General features: G+C 71.4%; 15 protein-coding genes. 6 read left to right on the forward strand and 9 right to left on the reverse strand.

Annotated elements, in window-relative coordinates:
- Positions 1–55 precede the first annotated feature (55 nt).
- The 3 genes from ABZ471_RS08750 to panB form a co-directional block, all read right to left on the reverse strand.
- On the reverse strand, positions 56–2,698 hold the full coding sequence (locus ABZ471_RS08750) for a tetratricopeptide repeat protein (RefSeq protein WP_359063956.1): 2,643 nt from the start codon (positions 2,696–2,698) through the stop codon (positions 56–58).
- Between the two features lie 326 nt (positions 2,699–3,024).
- The gene (locus tag ABZ471_RS08755; protein ID WP_359063958.1) at positions 3,025–3,555 is read right to left on the reverse strand and encodes a hypothetical protein; all 531 of its coding nucleotides are present in this window, start codon (positions 3,553–3,555) and stop codon (positions 3,025–3,027) included.
- A 184-nt stretch (positions 3,556–3,739) separates the two neighbouring features.
- Positions 3,740–4,606 carry a 3-methyl-2-oxobutanoate hydroxymethyltransferase gene (gene panB / locus ABZ471_RS08760; RefSeq protein ID WP_359063960.1) on the reverse strand — a complete coding sequence of 289 codons (867 nt, stop codon included), beginning with the start codon at positions 4,604–4,606 and terminating at the stop codon, positions 3,740–3,742.
- Between the two features lie 195 nt (positions 4,607–4,801).
- Here panB and ABZ471_RS08765 point away from each other — a divergent pair, with 195 nt between their 5' ends.
- The 4 genes from ABZ471_RS08765 to ABZ471_RS08780 all read left to right on the forward strand — a co-directional run bounded on the left by ABZ471_RS08765 (position 4,802) and on the right by ABZ471_RS08780 (position 9,643).
- Positions 4,802–6,388: an MFS transporter gene (locus ABZ471_RS08765; protein ID WP_359063962.1), complete on the forward strand. Its 1,587-nt coding sequence runs from the start codon at positions 4,802–4,804 to the stop codon at positions 6,386–6,388.
- A gap of 77 nt (positions 6,389–6,465) precedes the next feature.
- Positions 6,466–7,095, forward strand: coding sequence for a TetR/AcrR family transcriptional regulator (locus tag ABZ471_RS08770; RefSeq protein ID WP_359063965.1), 630 nt, complete (start codon positions 6,466–6,468; stop codon positions 7,093–7,095).
- Positions 7,096–7,283: 188 nt separating this feature from the next.
- Positions 7,284–8,333, forward strand: a complete 1,050-nt coding sequence (locus ABZ471_RS08775) for an endonuclease/exonuclease/phosphatase family protein (protein WP_359063967.1) — start codon at positions 7,284–7,286, stop codon at positions 8,331–8,333.
- Between the two features lie 92 nt (positions 8,334–8,425).
- On the forward strand, positions 8,426–9,643 hold the full coding sequence (locus ABZ471_RS08780) for an MFS transporter (RefSeq protein ID WP_359063969.1): 1,218 nt from the start codon (positions 8,426–8,428) through the stop codon (positions 9,641–9,643).
- 81 nt (positions 9,644–9,724) lie between these two features.
- Here the strand turns inward: ABZ471_RS08780 and ABZ471_RS08785 are convergent, their stop codons facing one another.
- From ABZ471_RS08785 to ABZ471_RS08800, 4 genes are all read right to left on the reverse strand, one after another.
- A complete protein-coding gene (locus tag ABZ471_RS08785; RefSeq protein WP_359063972.1) occupies positions 9,725–11,779 on the reverse strand; it encodes an NAD(+) synthase in 2,055 nt (684 codons plus the stop codon).
- A gap of 90 nt (positions 11,780–11,869) precedes the next feature.
- Complete coding sequence (locus tag ABZ471_RS08790) at positions 11,870–13,813, reverse strand: S53 family peptidase (protein WP_359063974.1); 1,944 nt, start codon at positions 13,811–13,813, stop codon at positions 11,870–11,872.
- A 210-nt stretch (positions 13,814–14,023) separates the two neighbouring features.
- On the reverse strand, positions 14,024–14,653 hold the full coding sequence (locus tag ABZ471_RS08795) for a DUF305 domain-containing protein (protein ID WP_359063976.1): 630 nt from the start codon (positions 14,651–14,653) through the stop codon (positions 14,024–14,026).
- Positions 14,650–15,327, reverse strand: a complete 678-nt coding sequence (locus ABZ471_RS08800) for a DUF3105 domain-containing protein (protein ID WP_359063978.1) — start codon at positions 15,325–15,327, stop codon at positions 14,650–14,652. The genes ABZ471_RS08795 and ABZ471_RS08800 overlap by 4 nt, the downstream gene beginning before the upstream one ends.
- Positions 15,328–15,464: 137 nt before the next feature.
- On the opposite strand from ABZ471_RS08800, the gene ABZ471_RS08805 reads away from it, so the two are divergent.
- Complete coding sequence (locus ABZ471_RS08805) at positions 15,465–15,908, forward strand: Rrf2 family transcriptional regulator (RefSeq protein ID WP_359063980.1); 444 nt, start codon at positions 15,465–15,467, stop codon at positions 15,906–15,908.
- Positions 15,909–16,111: 203 nt separating this feature from the next.
- Here ABZ471_RS08805 and ABZ471_RS08810 read toward each other — a convergent pair whose 3' ends face one another.
- Positions 16,112–17,296: a globin domain-containing protein gene (locus ABZ471_RS08810; protein ID WP_359063982.1), complete on the reverse strand. Its 1,185-nt coding sequence runs from the start codon at positions 17,294–17,296 to the stop codon at positions 16,112–16,114.
- A gap of 327 nt (positions 17,297–17,623) precedes the next feature.
- Here ABZ471_RS08810 and glnA point away from each other — a divergent pair, with 327 nt between their 5' ends.
- A complete protein-coding gene (glnA, locus tag ABZ471_RS08815) occupies positions 17,624–18,985 on the forward strand; it encodes a type I glutamate--ammonia ligase (protein ID WP_359063984.1) in 1,362 nt (453 codons plus the stop codon).
- A 43-nt stretch (positions 18,986–19,028) separates the two neighbouring features.
- Here glnA and ABZ471_RS08820 read toward each other — a convergent pair whose 3' ends face one another.
- On the reverse strand, positions 19,029–19,448 hold the full coding sequence (locus ABZ471_RS08820) for a VOC family protein (protein WP_359063986.1): 420 nt from the start codon (positions 19,446–19,448) through the stop codon (positions 19,029–19,031).
- Position 19,449 lies beyond the last annotated feature (1 nt).

The raw sequence follows: 19,449 nt of genomic DNA on the forward strand, positions 1-19,449 counted from the left end.
GCCACCGACAAACCGCCTACAGGCCACCGACACCGCCGACAGTCCTCCGACGCGATCAGTCCGGGGCGTCTGCCTCGACCACTTCGATGCAGTCGCCGCCCCCCTGACGGGCCCAGGTGCCGGCCTTCTGGGCGGTGCCGCGGTTGGGGAAGGGGCCCATGGACTTCCGGGTGCCGTCGGCCGCGCGCCACCGGAGAAGGAAGCCCCTTTCCGGTAGGCCGGCCTTGGGGACCCGTGGCGCCGCCGTGCCGGCACCGGCCTCGGGGACGCGTGGCCCCGCTGCGTCGGCCGCGGCGAGATCCCGCAGCACGCGCCGCAGGTTGGCGACCTCCGCGCGGGTGGCCCTGGTGGCCCGGTGATCGTCGCCCTGCACGCGGATCCGGTCCGCGAGGAGGTCCTCCAGCGCCTGCAGCGCGCCGGCCTGGTCCCCGACCACCCTCCGCATCTGCGCGACGTTCACCCGCGCGGTCAGGGTGTCGGGGTGATCGCGGCCCAGCACCCGCAGCCGGTCGGTGAGGACGTCCTCCCACGCCCGGAGCGCCCCGGCGGGGTCCCTGTCCTTCGCCAGCACCTGGGCGATGTGCGCGCGGGTCGTCAGGGTGGCCCGGTGATCGGGCCCCTGCACGCGGATCCGGTCGGCGAGCAGGTCCTCCCACGCCCGGAGCGCCCCGGCGTGGTCCCTGGCCTCCGACCGCCAGTGGGCGAGCGTCGCGCGGGTGTCCAGGGTGTCGGGGTGGTCGGGGCCCAGGACGCGGACCCGCTCGGCGATGAGGTCGTCCCAGGCCCGCAGCGCGCCGTCCTGGTCACCGGCCAGCCTCCGCCGATGGGCGAGGGTGGCCCGGGTGGCCAGCGTGTCGGGATGATCGGGGCCCAGGACGCGCAGCCGGTCGGCGAGCAGGTCCTCCAGCGCCCGGACCGCCCCGGTCCGGTCCCCGGCCTCCCCCTGCCAGTGGGCGAGGGTCGCGCGGGTGGCCAGCGTGTCGGGGTGGTCGGGGCCGAGGACGCGGATTCGGTCGGCGAGCAGGTCCTTCAGGGCCTGGACCGCACCGGCCCGGTCCCCGGCCGCTCCCCGTTTGGCGGCGACGTTCGCGCGGGTGGCCAGCGTGTCGGGATGGTCGGGGCCCAGGACGCGCAGCCGGTCGGCGAGCAGGTCCTGCCACGCCTGCACCGAACCCGCCCGGTCCCCGGCCGCGTCCCGCCACATCGCGATGTTCGCCCGGGTGAACAGGGTGTCGGGGTGATCGGGGCCGAGGACGCGCACCCGGTCGGCGAACAGGTCCTCCAGGGCCGCCACCGCACCGGTCCGGTCCCCGGCAGCGCCCCGCCACTGGGCGATTCTGGCGCGGGTGGTCAGGGTGTCGGGGTGGTCGGCACCCAGGTGCTGACGTGCGGCCGCGTGGAGCTGTTTCCAGTAGCTGCCCGCCGAGACCAGCAGTTTCGTCCTGGCCAGGCTGAGCCCGGCCTCGAAGAGGAGCGGATGGGCTCCCGCCTGCCACAACCGGGGTCCGGCGTGGGTCTGCAGAGCGGCCGTGTTGGCGCGGAGCACTCCGCTGTCCATGGCCTGCTCGACCTGGGGCCACACGTGCAGCAGCGCATCCGCGGCCACCTGGGCGGCCTGGTCGACGGCGGCGGGTGCCAGCTGGTCACGGGTCGCCCGCTGGATCAGGCTGTGGACGCGTACGTCCGGGTCCGGGGAGTCGGCGGCGAGATCTATCAGGTTCAGCCGGCGCAGACAGTGCAGGGCGTCGCCGGCGGCCTCCTCGTCCACGGCCTCCTGGGCCGCGAGGGAGTCCGAGGTGCCCGGAGTGCGCTCGGCGGCGAGGTACTCCAGGGCGGGGGTACTGCTCAGGACGGCCGTGGGGATGCCGTTGGAGTCCAGCATGCTGGCGAGCTGCAGCAGGGGTCGGGCCAGACCCGCGGGCCTGAGCTGGTCGGCCAGCTCGATCGACAGCGACCAGGTGACGGCCACGGTGCGCCGCTGGTCGTCGGGCAGGGCCCCGGTTTCGGGAAGCACGTCGGCGAGGGAGCGGCGACGGTCCGCGAACCGTACGCGATAGGCCGCACAGTCCAGGCCGCGGTCGGCCATGTAGGCGGCGGCCTGGGCCAGCGCCAGCGGGAGGTGGCCCAGGTCCTCGGCCAGGGCGCGGATGTGCTCGGCGGGTTCGTCCCGGTCGGGGCCGAGCCGGGCGGTCAGGTAGGCGGCGGCTTCCTCCGGGGTGAAGAGGCCGACCGGTACCAGCCGCCGTCCCCCGCGGCTCAGCGCCTCGTCGCGGCGCCGGGTCGTCACCACCACCCGGCCGGTGGGGTGCCGGGGCGGCCACAGGCCGTTCAGGTCGCCCGGGTCGGCCAGGTCGTCCAGGACCACCAGCCAGCGCCGGTCCGTGGACGCCAGCCAGGCCAGGAAGTCGCGGGAGTCCTCTTCGGGGTCGTCACCGCCGGAACCGGTCACCAGCCGAGCCGCACGGGCGTAGGCGGAGACGATGGCGTCCCGGGTGCCGGCGCTCACCCACACCAGCAGGTCCACCGCTGCGGACTCCCACCGGCGCCGGGCGTAGTGAGCGGCGAGCTGCGTCTTGCCCACGCCTCCGGTACCGGACAGCACCTGGCACAGCACCGCCGTCCGCCCGTCTTCCATCGCCGCGTCCAGGGCCTCCACGGCCCCGCGGTACTGGAAGCAGTCCGCCTGCTCCGGGATCACGCCGACCCGGTGCGGCCAGGATCCGGCGGCGGGCGTGGCGGGGTGGTGGTGCTGGTGGATACCGCCGAAGACGGTGCCGGCGATGACGCCGCCGGTGTTGTTGATGTCCCGGTCGGCGATGACTCCGGGGGTGCCCGCCCCTGTTCCGGCGGTGGTCCGGTGGGGCTCCGTGCCGGTCCGCCGGGTCTCGCCGCTCGTCCGCCGGGTCCCGGTGCCGGCCCGGCGAGTCTCGTTGCCCGTCCGGTGGCCGCTGCCGGCGTACCCGTGAGTATCTGCGCCACTGCGCGCGGTTTCCCCGTTGCCGGGGAGGGTGGTGCCGGGGCCGATCAGTGCTGGTTCGGCCCCGGCTCGCGGGGGGCTTGCACGCCCACGGTCACGGCGCCCTTGAAGTCCCGGCCGATCGCGCCGCCCGTGTTCGTGATGTCACCTCCGGCGGTGACCCCGCTGTTCTGCGCGTGCACCGCGCCGGGTGCGCTGTCCGGGGCCAGAGAGGCCTGGAGACGCTGGTACTCCTCGCTCGCCCGGGTCAGCTCGGAGGCGAAGGCGGCGTCGTCCTCCATCGCGTCGGCCAGGGCGTCCTTGAGGCGTCTGACGGTTCGCTCGCCGGGCGCGGGGGAGTCCGGGCCGGGCGTGGCAGCGGGCTCGTCGTCGGCTCCCCGGGCCGCGGCGTCGGCCTCGTCCCGCAGACGCTGCAGGGCGGGATCGCCCTCCAGCTTCACCGTCACCAGGTCGTGCACGCGCTGCATGCCGGCGTCCAGTGCGCGGTCCACCTCCGTGTCCGCCGCGTCCCCCACCCGGCGGGCCTTGCGCCACACCCACGCGACCACGCATCCGACCGCGACTTCGAGACCAGTCACCGAGCCCCTCCCGCATGCAATCTGTCGCCCGGTATGGACGAACCGGCCTCAATTGAACCGTGCTCTCCTCCTGGAGACGACCGATTCGCCGATGCCGGGCCGGAGTTGGTGCCCCGGCGCACAAAGAGGGACAGCCCGCCGACGGGGGAAGATCGGCGGGCTGTCCGTGGTGTTGCCGCAATGGCTAGTGGACGGAGTGGTCCTCCAGCGGGAACGCCCCGCCGACGACGTCCTCCGCGAACTCCTTCACCGCGTTCCCCATGACCTCACGCAGGTCGGCGTACTTCTTGACGAACTTCGGCACCCGGCCCGACGTCAGCCCCAGCATGTCGGTCCACACCAGTACCTGCGCATCCGTCTGCGGTCCGGCACCGATCCCGACGGTGGGAATGTGCAGCACCCGCGTCACCTCGGCCGCCAGCTCCGCCGGAACCAGCTCCAGCACGACCGCGAACGCGCCCGCGTCCTGCACGGCCTTGGCGTCCCGCAGCAACTGCGCCGCCGCCTCCTCGCCCCGTCCCTGCACGCGATAGCCCATCGCGTTCACGGACTGCGGGGTCAGGCCGATGTGCGCCATCACCGGGATGCCGGACTCCACCAGCAGCCGGATCTGTTCGTGCGAGCGCTCGCCGCCCTCCAGCTTGACCGCGCCGACCCCGGCGTCCTTCACCAGCCGGGTCGCCGAGCGCAGCGCCTGCACCGGGCCCTCCTGGTAGGAGCCGAAGGGCAGGTCGCCGACGATCAGGGAGCGCTGCGTGCCGCGTACGACGGCTGCGGACAGCATGGTCATCTCGTCGAGGGTGACGGGCACGGTGCTCTCGTACCCGAGGTGGCAGTTGCCCGCCGAGTCGCCGACCAGGATCACCGGGATCCCGGCCTCGTCGAAGACGGACGCGGTCATCGCGTCGTAGGCGGTGAGCATGGGCCACTTCTCGCCCCGCTCCTTGGAGAGGGCGATGTCGCGGACGGTGATGCGGCGGGTGCCCTTCCCCCCGTACAGCGCCTTGCTGCCGTCGGAAGGCTTGTTCTGGGCAGCCGAAAGCTGCGTCATGGCAACGGCTCCTTCAGTCATCTCGAGGCGCCCTTACGGCGTCCCCGGATCGCCTCCATGGTGGCACTTCGTGCCGGCGAGGGCCAGGGGGACCCCTTGTGATCCCTTCGGCACGGGCCGGCCCCTGTGTAAGGCCTCGGTAAAGGAGTTCAGATACGAGACGGTGCCGTATTGAAATGATCGTAGGCTCATCACATGACAAGTCCCGTCCCTGCCTCCCGGATACCGGAAGCGGTGCACCGGCGCCGCTGGGCGATCCTCGGCGTGCTGATGCTGAGCCTGCTCATCGTGGTGCTCGACAACTCGATCCTGAACGTCGCCATCAAGACCATCTCCACCCCGGCGCCCACCGGCCTCGGTGCCACCCAGAGCGAGATCGAGTGGGCGATCAACGCCTACACCCTCGTCTTCGCCGGACTGCTGTTCACCGCCGGTCTCGTCGGCGACCGTGTCGGCCGCAAGAAGGCCCTGCTCGGCGGTCTCGTGGTCTTCGGCATCGGCTCGGCCCTGGCCGCCGAGTCCGGCTCCCCGGACCAGCTGATCGCCTACCGCGCCCTGATGGCCCTCGGTGCCGCCTTCGTGATGCCGGCCACCCTCGCCGTGCTGATGAACGTCTTCGAGCGCGACGAGCAGCCCAAGGCCATCGGCATCTGGGCCGGCGGCGTCGGCCTCGCCATCGCCATCGGCCCGATCACCGGCGGCGCGCTGCTCGACCACTTCTGGTGGGGCTCGGTCTTCCTCATCAACGTGCCGATCGTGATCACGGCGCTCGCCCTGATGGTGTGGCTCGTGCCGGACTCCCGCGACCCCAGCCCCGGCCGCCTCGACCCGATCGGCGTGGTCCTGTCCGTCGTCGGTCTGGTCCTGCTGGTCTACGGCATCATCAAGGGCGGTGAGCTGGCCGACTTCACCGACCCGACGGTGTTGTCGACCATCGCCGCAGGTCTCGCCGTCCTCGCCGCCTTCGTCGTCTTCGAGAAGCGCAGCGACCACCCGTCGCTGGACGTGACCTACTTCAAGAACAAGGTCTTCTCGGCCGCCATGGCCGCCATCGCGCTGGTCTTCTTCGCGCTGATGGGTGTCACGTTCTTCTCCGTCTTCTACACCCAGAGCGTGCGCGGCTACTCGCCGCTGCAGTCCGGGCTGCTGATGCTGCCGCTGGCCGCCGCGCAGATGATCTTCGCGCCGCGCGCCCGGCTGGTGGTGGAGCGGTTCGGCAACAAGGCCACGACCACCGCGGGCCTGGTGCTCATCGCGGCGACGCTGGCCGCCTTCGCCACCTTCGAGGCTGACACGCCGATCTGGCTGCTGGAGATCATCTTCTTCCTCATGGGCACCGGTATGGCGCACATCATGACGCCGACCTCCGTCGTCATCATGCAGGCCCTGCCGCGCGAGAAGGCCGGCTCCGCCTCCGCGCTCAGCAACACCTTCCGCCAGGTCGGTGGCGCCCTCGGTATCGCCGTCCTCGGCTCGGTGCTCTCCGCCGCCTACCGCAACGGCATCGAGGGCAGGCTCGGCCTGCTGCCGCCCGGCCTGCGCGACACGGCCGGCGAGTCCATCGAGGCCACCCTCGGCATCGCCGAGAAGCTCGGCCCGCAGGGCCACGCCCTCGTCACCCCCGCCAACGACGCCTTCCTGCACGCCATGCACGTCACCGCCCTGTGCGGTACGGGCGTCGCGCTCATCGGCGCCCTGGTCACGGTCCTGTTCCTGCCGGGCAAGCCGCCGGCCGGTCAGGAGGGCAAGAAGGAGGCGCAGTTGGTCGCGGCGGCGGACTGACACTCCACCAGGGCTCCACGGGAGAAGGAGGCTGCTGCGGGACAATCCCCGCAGTGCACCGAAAGGACGGATACGACGTGAGTCTTGCCGACAGCCGGCCGCGAACGGACGGCCCCGCCCGGGGCCGGCCCCGCAGCGAGTCCGTTGAACGCGCCATCATCGAAGGTGTGATCAAGCTCCTGGAGGACGGCGTGCCCCTCGCCGAGCTGTCCATCGAGCGTGTCGCGCGCACCGCCGGCGTCGGCAAGGCCACCATCTACCGTCGCTGGAGCGGCAAGGAGGAGCTGGTCCTCGACGTCGTGCGCGCGGCCGAGCCGCCCGACCCCGAACTCCCCGGCACCTCCATGCGCGACGACCTCGTCGTCCTGCTGGAGTCGCTGCGCCGACGCGGACTGGCCAGCCGCTCGTCGGCGCTCCTGCACAACGCCCACGCCCAGATGAAGAGCAGCCCGAGGATCTGGGCGGCCTACCACGAGACCGTCATAGTGCCCCGGCGCAATCTGGGACTCGAGGTGCTGCGCCGCGGACAGCGCACCGGCGAACTCAGGGCCGACGTCGACGTGGAGCTGGCCAACGACATGTTCGTGGGACCGATCCTCGTCCGCTCCGTGATGCGGCCGACCGCCGACCTGCCCGAGGGGCTGGCCGAGGAGATCGTCGACACGGTCCTGGCCGGACTGCGACCGGTCGGCTCGACAGCTTCGTAGCGCGTATGTGCACGTTTCGTCACAGACCACGCCGGTCCCGGGGGTAACCGGAACCCCGGGACCCGACTCGTTCGTCCTCGTCTTCCGTACGGCCGTCATGGGACGGCAGGAGCGGAGCCGATCATCCCCTAGGGTCGGATGAACACAGGGGAACGACGGTGTGCACGGCAGGCAGTGAGGCAGACGGTATGGCGCAGCAGGCGTACGTGACGGAGACGGACAACGGCGGCTCGGGGTCCGAGCAACCAGGATCCCGGCTTCGGCGCCTGACGCACCGTCTGCTCGGCGGCTGGCGCGGCGATCCGCGCATCTGGCGCCGGGGTCTCGTCCTCGCCGCCCTCGGGCTGCTGCTCGCGCTGGTGATGCTGCTGCACTCGCGCATCCCCAACCGGGTGGGCAACCTCGGCAGCCTCACGGAGACCTTCCTGCCGTGGCTGGGCCTCGCCATCCCGGTTCTGCTGGTCCTCGGGCTGCTCCGGAAGTCGGCGACCGCGCTGATCGCGATCCTCCTCCCGGCGATCGTCTGGCTGAACCTCTTCGGCGGACTGCTCACCGACAAGACGGCCGGCGGCGGCGACCTGATGGTGGCCACCCACAACGTGAACGCCGACAACCCCGACCCGGCCGCGACCGCCCAGGACGTCGCCTCCTCCGGGGCCGACCTGCTGGCCCTGGAGGAACTGCCCGCGTCCGCCGTCCCGGTGTACGAGAAGGCGCTCGCGTCGACGTACAAGTACCACGCGGTCGTCGGCACGGTCGGCCTGTGGAGCAAGTACCCGATGACCGGCGTGGCGGACGTCGACATCAAGCTCGGCTGGAAGCGGGCGATGCGCGCGACCGTGGCGACGCCCGAGGGTCCGCTCGCGGTCTACGTCGCCCATCTCCCCTCGGTGCGGGTGAAGATGGAGGCCGGGTTCACCGCCCGGCAGCGCGACAAGAGCGCCGACGCGCTCGGCGAGGCCGTCGCCGACGAGCCCCTGCAGCACGTCGTGCTGCTCGGTGATCTGAACGGCACGATGAACGACCGCTCGCTCAACGCCGTCACCTCGCAGCTGCGCTCCACGCAGGGCGCGGCCGGCAGCGGCTTCGGGTTCAGCTGGCCGGCGTCGTTCCCGATGGCGCGGATCGACCAGATCATGGTCAGGGGCATCGACCCGGAGAGCTCCTGGACCCTGCCGCGCACCAACAGCGACCATCTGCCGGTGGCGGCCCGTGTGAAGCTGGACACGTCCTCGTAACCCGCTGGAATACCGGGCCCGAGAGACTTTGTTCCGTAGCTGAACATAAACTGTACGGAACTCCGCTCTCCCCTGAAAGGCACAGGCCCTTCATGCCCCTGGCCCTGCTCGCACTGGCCGTCGGCGCTTTCGGTATCGGTACCACCGAGTTCGTGATGATGGGCCTGCTGCCCGACGTCGCGGACGACCTGCACATCTCGATCCCCACCGCCGGGCACCTGGTCTCGGCGTACGCACTGGGCGTCGTCATCGGCGCACCGCTGCTGGCCGCCGTGACCGCGCGGATGTCCCGCCGCAAGGTCCTGATGGCCCTCATGGCCCTGTTCGTGGCGGGCAACGCGCTCTCCGCGTTCGCCCCCGGCTACGACTCCCTGCTCGCCGCCCGCTTCCTCAGCGGCCTGCCGCACGGCGCCTTCTTCGGGGTGGGCGCGGTCGTCGCCACGCGCATGGTCGCGCCGGAGCGCAAGGCCCGCTCCGTCTCCCTGATGTTCCTCGGCCTGACCGTCGCCAACGTCGCGGGCGTCCCCGTCGCCACGCTGATGGGCCAGCACCTCGGCTGGCGGGCGACCTTCCTCGGCGTGAGCACGATCGGCCTGGCCGCGATAGCCGCGCTGGCGCTGTTGATCCCGCACGACCACGCCCACGCCCCGGCGACCGGACTGCGCGGCGAGCTGGCCGCGTTGCGGTCGGTGCCGGTGTGGCTGGCCCTGGGCACGACCGTGGCGGGCTTCGGTGCGCTCTTCGCGGCCTACAGCTACGTCACCCCGATGCTGACCGGCTCCGCCGGCTTCGCCGAGGGCAGCGTGACGGCGCTGCTCGCCCTGTTCGGCGTCGGTGCGACGGCCGGCAACCTGCTGGGCGGGCGCCTCGCCGACCACTCGATGCGGGGCACCCTCTTCGGCGGTCTTGCCTCGCTGGCGGCCGTCCTGCTGCTGTTCCCGCTGCTGATGCGCACGGAGTGGAGCGCCGCCCTCGCGGTGGCGCTGCTCGGCATGGCGGCGTTCGTCACCGGCTCCCCGCTCCAGATGATGGTCATGGAGAAGGCCGCGGCCGCTCCCGCCCTCGCCTCCTCGGCCAACCAGGCCGCCTTCAACCTGGCGAACGCCGGTGGCGCCTGGATCGGCGGCCTGGCGCTGGCGGCGGGCTTCGGTACGACGTCCCCCGCCGTCGCGGGCGCGGCGCTGGCGGTGCTCGGGCTCGGGGTGGCCGGCGTGGCCTACGCGGTGGACCGGCGGCACGTTCCGCACGCGGGACGGGAGCGCGTGGTCGCCACGCACCTGCCGGAGCACGCGGAGAGCTTCACCCACTGACCCGGCTCGCGGATACGAGGAAGGGGCGCCCGGGTGAGTCACCGGGCGCCCCTTCGTGTCGCTCAGGCCGTCACCGAGCGGTCACTGCCCCGCCTCCGGGACGTCGAAGCGGGCCAGGTCCCGCAACCACGCCCGGGCCGAGCTGTCGGACGGTGCGCGCCAGTCGCCGCGCGGGGAGAGCGAACCGCCGGCCGAGACCTTCGGCCCGTTCGGCATCGCCGACCGTTTGAACTGCGCGAACCCGAAGAAGCGGCGGCAGAAGACCTCCAGCCAGCGCCGGATCTCCGGCAGGTCGTACGTCACCCGCTTGGCCTCGGGGAAGCCCGGCGGCCAGGCGCCGGCGTCCGCGTCGTGCCAGGCGTGCCAGGCCAGGAAGGCGACCTTCGACGGCCGGAAGCCGTAGCGCAGCACCTGGTACAGGGTGAAGTCGTGCAGCGCGTACGGGCCGATCTTGGACTCGGTGGACTGCATCTCCTCGCCCGGTACGAGTTCCGGGCTGATCTCGGTGTCGAGGATCGCGGCGAGGATCTTGCCGGTCTCCTCGTCGAACTGCCCGCTGCTGATGACCCAGCGAATCAGATGCTGGATCAGCGTCTTCGGTACGCCCGAGTTGACGTTGTAGTGGCTCATCTGGTCGCCCACGCCGTACGTGGACCAGCCGAGCGCCAGCTCCGACAGGTCACCGGTGCCGAGCACGATGCCGCCGCGCTGGTTGGCGAGCCGGAAGAGATAGTCCGTGCGCAGACCCGCCTGCACGTTCTCGAAGGTGACGTCGTACACCGGCTCGCCGGAGGCGAACGGGTGGCCCATCTCCTGCAGCATCAGCCGTGCGGTCGGCGTGATGTCCAGCTCGGCCGCGGTGACGCCGAGGGCGCGCATCAGCGCATGGGCGTTGTCCTTGGTGTGGTCGCTGGTGGCGAAGCCGGGCAGCGTCCAGGCCAGGATGTCGCTGCGCGGACGGCCCGCGCGGTCCATCGCGCGGGCCGCGACGATCAGCGCGTGCGTGGAGTCGAGCCCGCCGGACACCCCGATGACCACCTTCGGGCCGCCGATCGCCGCCAGCCGCTGCTGGAGGCCCTCGACCTGGATGTTGTACGCCTCGTAGCAGTCCAGGGCGAGGCGGTCGGGGTCGGCCGGCACGAACGGGAAGCGCTCCAGGCGGCGACGCAGCCCCAGGTCGGTGAGCGGCGGATCGAGCTCGAAGCCGACCGTCCGGAAGTCACCGGTCCGCGCGCGGTGCGTACGGCGGTTGTCGTCGAACGTGCCCATCCGCTGCCGCTCCTGCCGCAGCAGATCGAGGTCCACGTCGGCCACCGCGTACTCGTCGCCCAGCGGGAACCGCTCGGTCTCGGCCAGCAGCACGCCGTTCTCGTAGACCATGGCCTGGCCGTCCCAGGACAGGTCGGTGGTCGACTCGCCGAGGCCGGCCGCCGCGTAGACGTACGCGGCGAGGCAGCGGGCGGACGCCGAGCGGCACAGCAGCTTGCGGTCCTCGGCCCGCCCGACCGTGATCGGGCTGCCCGAGAGATTGACGAGGACGGTCGCACCGGCGAGGGCCGCCTCCGCGCTGGGCGGCACCGGCACCCACATGTCCTCGCAGATCTCCGCGTGCAGCACGAGCCCCGGGACGTCGTCGGCCGCGAACAGCAGATCCACGCCGAACGGTACGGACTCGCCGGCGACGCGGATCGACCCACCGCGCTCGTCGGCGCCGTCGCCGATCTGCCGGCGCTCGTAGAACTCCCGGTAGTTCGGCGGGTACGACTTGGGCACGACACCGAGGACACGACCGCGGTGCACGACGACCGCGCAGTTGTAGACCCGGTTGCGGTGGCGCAGCGGGGCACCGACGACCAGTACCGGCAGCAGCTCCACCGACCCGGCCACCACCTCCTGGAGCGCCTCCTCGACCTGGTCGAGCAGCGCGTCCTGGAGCAGCAGGTCCTCGATCGAGTAGCCGCACAGCACCATCTCCGGGAAGACGGCGACGGCGACCCCTTCCCCGGCGCACCGGCGTGCGTGGCGCAGGACCGCTTCGGCGTTGGCGTGCGGGTCCGCGATGACGGTGTGACCCGTACACGCGGCGACGCGGGCGAAGCCATGCTGATAGATCGACCAGAAGTTCAACGGAGGCACGCGCTCAGTGTAATCGGTGTAATCGTCAGAGCGACGCGATGGGGGGCGCGGGGTGTTGAGCACCCCACGCCCCCCTACCGCGTCAGCGGATCAGTGACGGCGGAACGACTGGACGTAGCCGTTCGCGGGCGAGCCCACGCCGGTGACATCGTCGTAGCCCTTCACCGCGGACAGCGAGCTGTCCTTGCCGAGGCTGCGGACCGAGGTCGCGAGGCCGCCGGCGGCGTCGAAGCCGTTCACGAAGTCGATGCGGGCCACCGCCAGGCCGGAACCCGTCGGGTTGTCCGTGACGTCGTGGAACACGCCCTGCTTGCCGGCCTTGGCATAGATCGACGGGTTGGCGAAGCCGATCGCCTTGCCGCCGCGCGCCTCCTGGGCCAGGGCCTGCACCGCTGCGATCACCGGGGCGGCCAGCGAGGTGCCGCCGATGCGGTACTCGCTGTACTGCTCGGTGCCGTCCGGGAAGGTCTGGGTCTGACCGACCAGGAAGCCGGTGTTCGGGTCGGCGATGGCCGCGATGTCCGGGACGACGCGGTTGCCGGCGGCGTTGTTGGCCGTGGCCAGCGCCTTCGGGACGACGTTCTTCTGGTAGTACGGCTGCGGCACGGTCTTGCTGGTGCCGCCGCCCGCGCCCGAGGTGAAGGCGCCGGGGAAGCCCGTCCAGCTCTTGCCGTCGGCCGACAGGGTCGCCTTCTCGGTGCCCCAGCCGGTCTCCCACTGGTACTTGTCGCCCTTGCCGACGGCCAGCGAGGTACCGCCGACCGCGGTCACCCACGCCGAGTTGGCCGGGGTGTCGACCTGCTTCGTGCCGGTGTGGGCGACCTCGTCGCCGTTGTCACCGGAGGAGAAGTAGAAGCCGATGCCCTGGACCGCGCCCAGCTGGAAGACCTGGTCGTAGGCGGCCGCGAGGTCCGGCGTCTGGTTGGCCTCGATGTCGCCCCAGGAGTTGGAGACGATGTCGGCCAGGTGGTTGTCGACGATCTTGCTGAGCGAGTCGAGCAGGTCGTCGTCGTAGCAGGACGCGGCGCCCACGTAGGTGACGTCGGCGTCCGGCGCGACGGCGTGCACGGCCTCGACGTCGAGGGTCTCCTCGCCGTACCAGCCGGCCGCCCCGCACTCCTCGGTCTTGGTGTAGTTCTTCGGCAGCACCTGGTGCAGCTGACCGGTCTTCCAGGCCGCGTCACCGTTCTTCAGCGCGTACTTGCCCGCGTCGAAGGCGATGGTCGGCGAGGCGTACGCGTCGGTGATCGCGATGCGCACGTGCTTGCCGGTGTAGCTGCCCGCGCCGTAGGCGGCGCGCAGCTGCTTGCCGGTGTAGCCCTTGATCGCGTACGGGATCTTCTGGCCGTACGCGTCGGGCAGCGTGGTCGCGGTCTTCGAGCCGTAGTACGAGGAGAACGGCCCGGAGTTCTTGAACACGGCGTCCGGGGGCGGCAGCTGGTCGTTGTGGGTCGACTTGTGCGGCGCGTTGTCCAGGCCGGTGACGGTCAGGACGGCGCCCTGCAGACCGGCCGGCACCGTGGCGGTCTTCGCCGGGGCGCGGTAGGTCTTCGACCCCTTGGCGAAGTTGTGCAGCTGGGTGCCGAACGCTTTCTCGGCGGCGGCGACGTCACCGGAGACGGTGACGTAGTGCGAGGTCACCTCGGTGACCTGGAGCCCGGCCGACGTCAGCCAGGACTTCACGGCGGCGACCTGGGCCTTGGTGGCCCCGAAGCGGGCTTCGGCCTTCTTGGGGCTCAGGTACTTGCCGTACAGCGGCGAGCTGGGGTCGGACACGGCCTTGGCGTAGGCGGCGAGTCCGGCCCGGTCCCGGCCGGCCAGGTAGACCCGGGCCTTGACCTGGGTGTGGTCGGCGGTGGCACCCTGGTCCGCCTTGGCCGTGGCCCAGGCGGGCTTGGTGCCCGCCAGCGCGTCACGGGCCGGGGTGTCCGCGGCGTGCGCCGCGGGTATGCCGAGCGCCAGAGCGCCGGCGATCATGGGCAGTGTCGCTGCCATGCTCACACCGGCGCGCGCTTTGGCACGGTTGGATCTCATAGAACCCCCTGCGATGCGGTTCGCATGCATGTAGTGGTCGGTACGTCGTGGATCCGGGCGCGGGCCCGCGGCGGCGTAGGCCCGCGAATGGATCACACGATGGGGGCCACTCTTTCGATGAACCGTTCATGTCAGGGGAACGTGAAAGTCAAGAGAAGCTCAAGTAACCGTCAGGTGGGGCGATTTGGGCGTTTCATCCTTACGGCGGTGTTACGAACGGGGTTGCGCGCCCCGCTCCTTGAGCATGCCGGCCATCAACTCGATCTCCGACTGCTGTGCGTCGACCATGCCCTGCGCGAGCCTCTTCTCCACGCCGACGGTGCACTTGGCGACACAGCCCTCGGCCATGTGGATACCGCCCTTGTGATGGGCTGTCATCAGCTGGAGATAGAGGATCTCCGCCTGCTTGCCGCTCAGCGACTGCAGCTTCTTCAGCTCGGTGTTCGTGGCCATGCCCGGCATCAGGGCGCCGTCCTTGCCGGAGGCCATGTCACCCATGCCCATCCAGGTCATCGGCGCCTCGGCCGACACCTTCGGCAGCGCCCACAGATCCAGCCAGCCCAGCAGCATCCCGCGCTGGTTGGCCTGCGTCTGCGCGATGTCGTAGGCGAGCCGCCGGACTTCCTCGTCCTTCGTGCGGTCCCGCACGATGTACGACATCTCGACGGCCTGCTGGTGGTGGACGGCCATGTCCCGCGCGAACCCGGCGTCCGCGGACTCGGCCGTGGGTGTCTTCGTATCCGATCCGCCGTCCGAGGCGACGGCGTACGTGATCGCCCCGGCCGCGACGAGCACCGCCGCGGCGGCGCCCGCCACCCAGCCGATGTGCTGCCGCCTCACTTCATGACCCCGCCGGTGCACGAGGCGCCCGGCTCGGGCGTCTGGGCACCCTGCACATAGGCGGCGAAGAACTTGTCCACCTCCGGGTCGCTCGCGCTCTTCACGGTCACCTGGTGGCCCCAGGCCGACAGGACCAGCGGGGCGGCCTGGTTCTCGTACGGGCTCATCAGCGAGTACGGCGTCTTCTTCACCTTGGCGGCGAGCGCGTCGACGTCGGCCTTGCTCGCCTTGTCGGTGTACGTCACCCAGACCGCGCCGTGCTCCAGCGCGTGCACGGCGTTCTCGTCCTGCACCGGCTCGGTGTAGACGTCGCCGTTGCAGTTGAGCCACACCGGGTTGTGGTTGCCGCCGACCGGCGGGTGCATCGGGTACGACACCCTGGTCGTCACGTGTGTCCGCGCCAGCTTGCCGGACCAGGTCTTCACCCCGTCCTTGCCCGTGGTGAACTGCCCGGTGTCCCCGGAGTTCTTCGCGTCGCCGCTCGCGACCGAGCCCTTCTTGTCCGACTGGGAGTTCACGAGCACCACACCGCCGACGACGAGACCGGCGACGACCACGACACTGGCGGCGATGGTGAGCACCCGGTTGCGGCGCTCGCGGGCACGCTCGGCGCGCCGCATCTCCTCTATGCGCGCCTTGCGCGCCGCGTTGCTGCTGTTCTTGCCGGAACCCATGAGGCGTGTCCTTCTGGGGGAAAGAGACGGGGACGGTGGGGCTCGCTGATCGTAATGCGCGGGGTGCGCTCTTCCGAAGGGAGGGCACGACAACCGGATAATTTGAACCGGGGATGCGTATTACCTACCCTCGCCGTATGCGGCTGCTGCGCTCCACCGACCTGGCCCTGCGGGTCCTCATGCGGCTCGCCGTCGCCGGCGACGCCACTCCCACGACCCGCCAGGTCGCGGCGGACATGGACGTGCCCTACACGCATGCCGCGAAGGTCGTGGCGGAACTCCAGCACCTGGGCCTGGTCGACGCCCGCCGCGGCCGCGGCGGCGGCCTCGCCCTCACCGGACCTGGCCGTACGGCGTCCGTGGGCGCCGTCGTGCGCACCTTCGAGGGCGACGGCGACGTGGTCGACTGCGAGGGTGCGACCCCTTGCCCCCTGAACGCCGCCTGCCGCCTGCGGGGCGCCCTGCGCCGGGCCCAGGAGGCGTTCTTCGCGGCGCTGGACCCGGTGACGGTGCAGGACATGGTGGCCGATCCGACGGGCCCTCTGCTGCTGGACATCTCCAGGGGACCCCGGAGCGGCTAGGGCCTGTCCGGCGGATCAGGCCGGCTTCGGGCAACGGCGCCTCGTCAGCGGGGGTGAGCGGGGTCTGGTGCGTGCAGCTGCAAGGCGGAGGAGGGCGTCGACGCGGAGCGTCGGCAACCGACGACAACGCCGCAGATGTGCGTGCCGGACCCCGCGATTCCGGCATGATCCGCTGGACAGGCCCTAGCCCCCCGTCCTGCTCCTCAGTCCTGCGTCAGCCAGAGATCCGGCCCGAACACCTCGTAGTGGACGTCGGCCGGAGCCACGCCCTTCGCGATCAGCTGGGACCGCACGGCGCGCAGGAAGGGCAGCGGGCCGCACAGGTACGCACGCGCGCCCGGACGTACGGCGACGTCGGTGAGGTCGACCAGGCCGGTGCGGGTGCCGGGCGCGGCGTCACGCTCGTAGAAGAAGTGCACGGACGCGTCCGGGAGCTTGGCGGCGTACGTCGCGTGGTCGGTGCGCAGGGCGTGGTCGGCGGGGGAGCGGTCGCCGTGGACGACCGTGACCGGGGCGCGGTGGCCGTCCGTCGCGAGTGCGGCGAGCATCGCGACCATCGGGGTCACGCCGATGCCCGCGGAGGCGAGGAGGAGAGGCCGGCCGGCGCTGTCGCCGAGCACCAGGTCGCCGTACGGCTCGGAGAGGTCGAGGACGTCGCCCTCGCGCACGCGCGCGTGGAGGTGGTTCGAGACCTCGCCGTCCGGTGCCGCACCGCCGCGCACGCGCTTGACGGTGATCTGCCGGAGCGCTCGTCCCGGCGCACCCGAGAGGCTGTACTGCCGTATCTGGCGGGCCCCGTCGGGCAGGGCGACCCGGACGGAGACGTACTGCCCGGCGCGGAAGTCCGCCACCGGGCCCCCGTCGGCCGGCCGCAGCCGCAACGAGACGACGTCCGCGGTCTCGGCGACCCGCTCGACGACCTCCCACGGCCGCAGGCCACGGCTCCCGCTCTCCTCGTACAGCCGCTTCTCGACGGCGACGAGCGCATGCGCCATCAGCCAGTACACCTCGTCCCAGGCGGCTGCCACCTCGGGCGTGACCGCCTCGCCGAGGACCTCGGCGATGGCGGCGAAGAGGTGCTCGTGGACCACTTCGTACTGCTCGGGCGCCACCCCGAGGGAGGCGTGCTTGTGCGCGATACGGCCGAGCAGGGCGTCGGGCCGCCGGTCCGGGTGCTCCAGCAGATGGGCGGCGAAGGCGGCGACGGAGCCGGCGAGGGCCTGCTTCTGGGCGCCGGAGGCCTGGTTGCCGCGGTTGAAGAGGTTCCGCAGCAGTTCGGGGTGGGCGGCGAAGAGCCGGGCGTAGAAGCGCTCGGTGATCTCGCCGAGGGCCCCGCCGACGGCGGGAAGGCTGGCGCGGACGACGGCTGCGGACTGCTGGGACAGCATCGGGACTCCTCACGACTCGACTGATCGGCACCGTATGAAAACTTGCATCTGAGATGCAAATTAAACGGACGTGGTCTGGCTCACGGTGGGCGTGGTCTGCTCATGGGAGGAAGCGGACCGGCCATTACGGATGTCCGTGCGAGCAGGCAAGATGGGCTGCAGAGCAGTACACCTGCCGTACGACAGGCGTTCAGGCCGAGGACGCTCGGGCGATCAAGCTCCGCAACGCGCATGAAATGCTGTTGTGGTGGGATGCTCAGGTGCCCGACCGCCTCCGGTCACGCGGGGACACAGGCGGCCTGACCAGCAAGGATGGGGAAGCGGAAGATGGACAAGCAGCAGGAGTTCGTGCTCCGGACCTTGGAGGAGCGCGACATCCGGTTCGTACGCCTGTGGTTCACCGACGTGCTGGGCTTCCTCAAGTCCGTCGCCGTGGCGCCGGCCGAGCTGGAGCAGGCATTCGACGAGGGCATCGGCTTCGACGGCTCCGCCATCGAGGGCTTCGCCCGGGTCTACGAGTCCGACATGATCGCCAAGCCGGACCCCTCCACCTTCCAGGTCCTGCCGTGGCGCGCGGAGACCCCCGGCACGGCCCGCATGTTCTGCGACATCCTCATGCCGGACGGCTCCCCGTCCTTCGCCGACCCGCGCTACGTCCTCAAGCGCGCCCTCGCCCGCACCTCCGACCTGGGCTTCACCTTCTACACCCACCCCGAGATCGAGTTCTTCCTGCTGAAGGACCGCCCGCTGGACGGCTCCCGCCCCACCCCGGCCGACAACTCGGGCTACTTCGACCACACCCCGACCAACGTCGGCATGGACTTCCGCCGCCAGGCGATCACCATGCTGGAGTCCATGGGCATCTCGGTCGAGTTCTCCCACCACGAGGGCGCCCCCGGCCAGCAGGAGATCGACCTGCGCTACGCCGACGCCCTCTCCACGGCGGACAACATCATGACGTTCCGCCTGGTCATGAAGCAGGTGGCACTGGAGCAGGGGGTCCATGCGACCTTCATGCCGAAGCCTTTCTCCGAGCACCCGGGCTCCGGCATGCACACCCACCTGTCCCTCTTCGAGGGCGACCGCAACGCCTTCTACGAGTCGGGCTCCGAGTATCAGCTCTCGAAGGTCGGCCGCTCCTTCATCGCGGGCCTGCTCAAGCACGCGGCGGAGATCTCCGCGGTCACCAACCAGTGGGTGAACTCCTACAAGCGCATCTGGGGCGGCTCCGAGCGCACGGCCGGCGCCGGCGGCGAGGCCCCCTCGTACATCTGCTGGGGCCACAACAACCGCAGCGCCCTCGTCCGCGTCCCGATGTACAAGCCCGGCAAGACGGGCTCGGCCCGCGTGGAGGTCCGCTCCCTGGACTCCGGCGCGAACCCGTACCTGGCCTACGCCCTCCTGCTCGCCGCGGGCCTCAAGGGCATCGAGGAGGGCTACGAGCTGCCGCCGGGCGCCGAGGACGACGTCTGGGCCCTCTCCGACGCCGAGCGCCGTGCGATGGGCATCGAGCCCCTGCCCCAGAACCTCGGCGAGGCCCTGACCCTCATGGAGCGCAGCGACCTGGTCGCCGAGACCCTCGGCGAGCACGTCTTCGACTTCTTCCTGCGCAACAAGCGCCAGGAGTGGGAGGAGTACCGCTCCGAGGTCACCGCGTTCGAGCTGCGGAAGAACCTGCCGGTGCTGTAGGCGAGGTGCAGACGGGGCCGGTGCTCAGGCATCCTCGGCCCCGTCAGCGGACCGGCTCGCCGATGCCCATCAGGTTGCCCTCGCTGTCACGGAACCAGGCGGCGCGTTCGCCGCGGGCGCCCTTGCTCGGGTAGTTCCCGTCGATCTCGGCGATGCCGTCCCGGGTGTGGAAGCCGGGCTGGTCGATCTCCTCGAAGACCACCCCTCGCCGCCGCAGCTCCGCCACGACCGCCTCGATGTCCTCGACCTCCCAGGCCATCTGCGTGAAGGTGCCCGGAGAGGCCCCCGCCGACCGGAACACGGCGAAGTCCGTGCCCCCGCACCGGTACAGCAGCCCGCCGGGGCGTTCGTCGACGGGCTCCAGGCCGAGCACCTCGGTGTAGAAGCGGCGCGCGCGGTCCAGGTCCTGGGCGGGCAGCCTGGTCGCCACCCGGCCCCGGGCCAGAAGGTTCGTGTCGTCCATG

The sequence above is a fragment of the Streptomyces sp. NPDC005728 genome, from assembly GCF_040630895.1.
Taxonomy (GTDB): Bacteria; Actinomycetota; Actinomycetes; order Streptomycetales; family Streptomycetaceae; genus Streptomyces.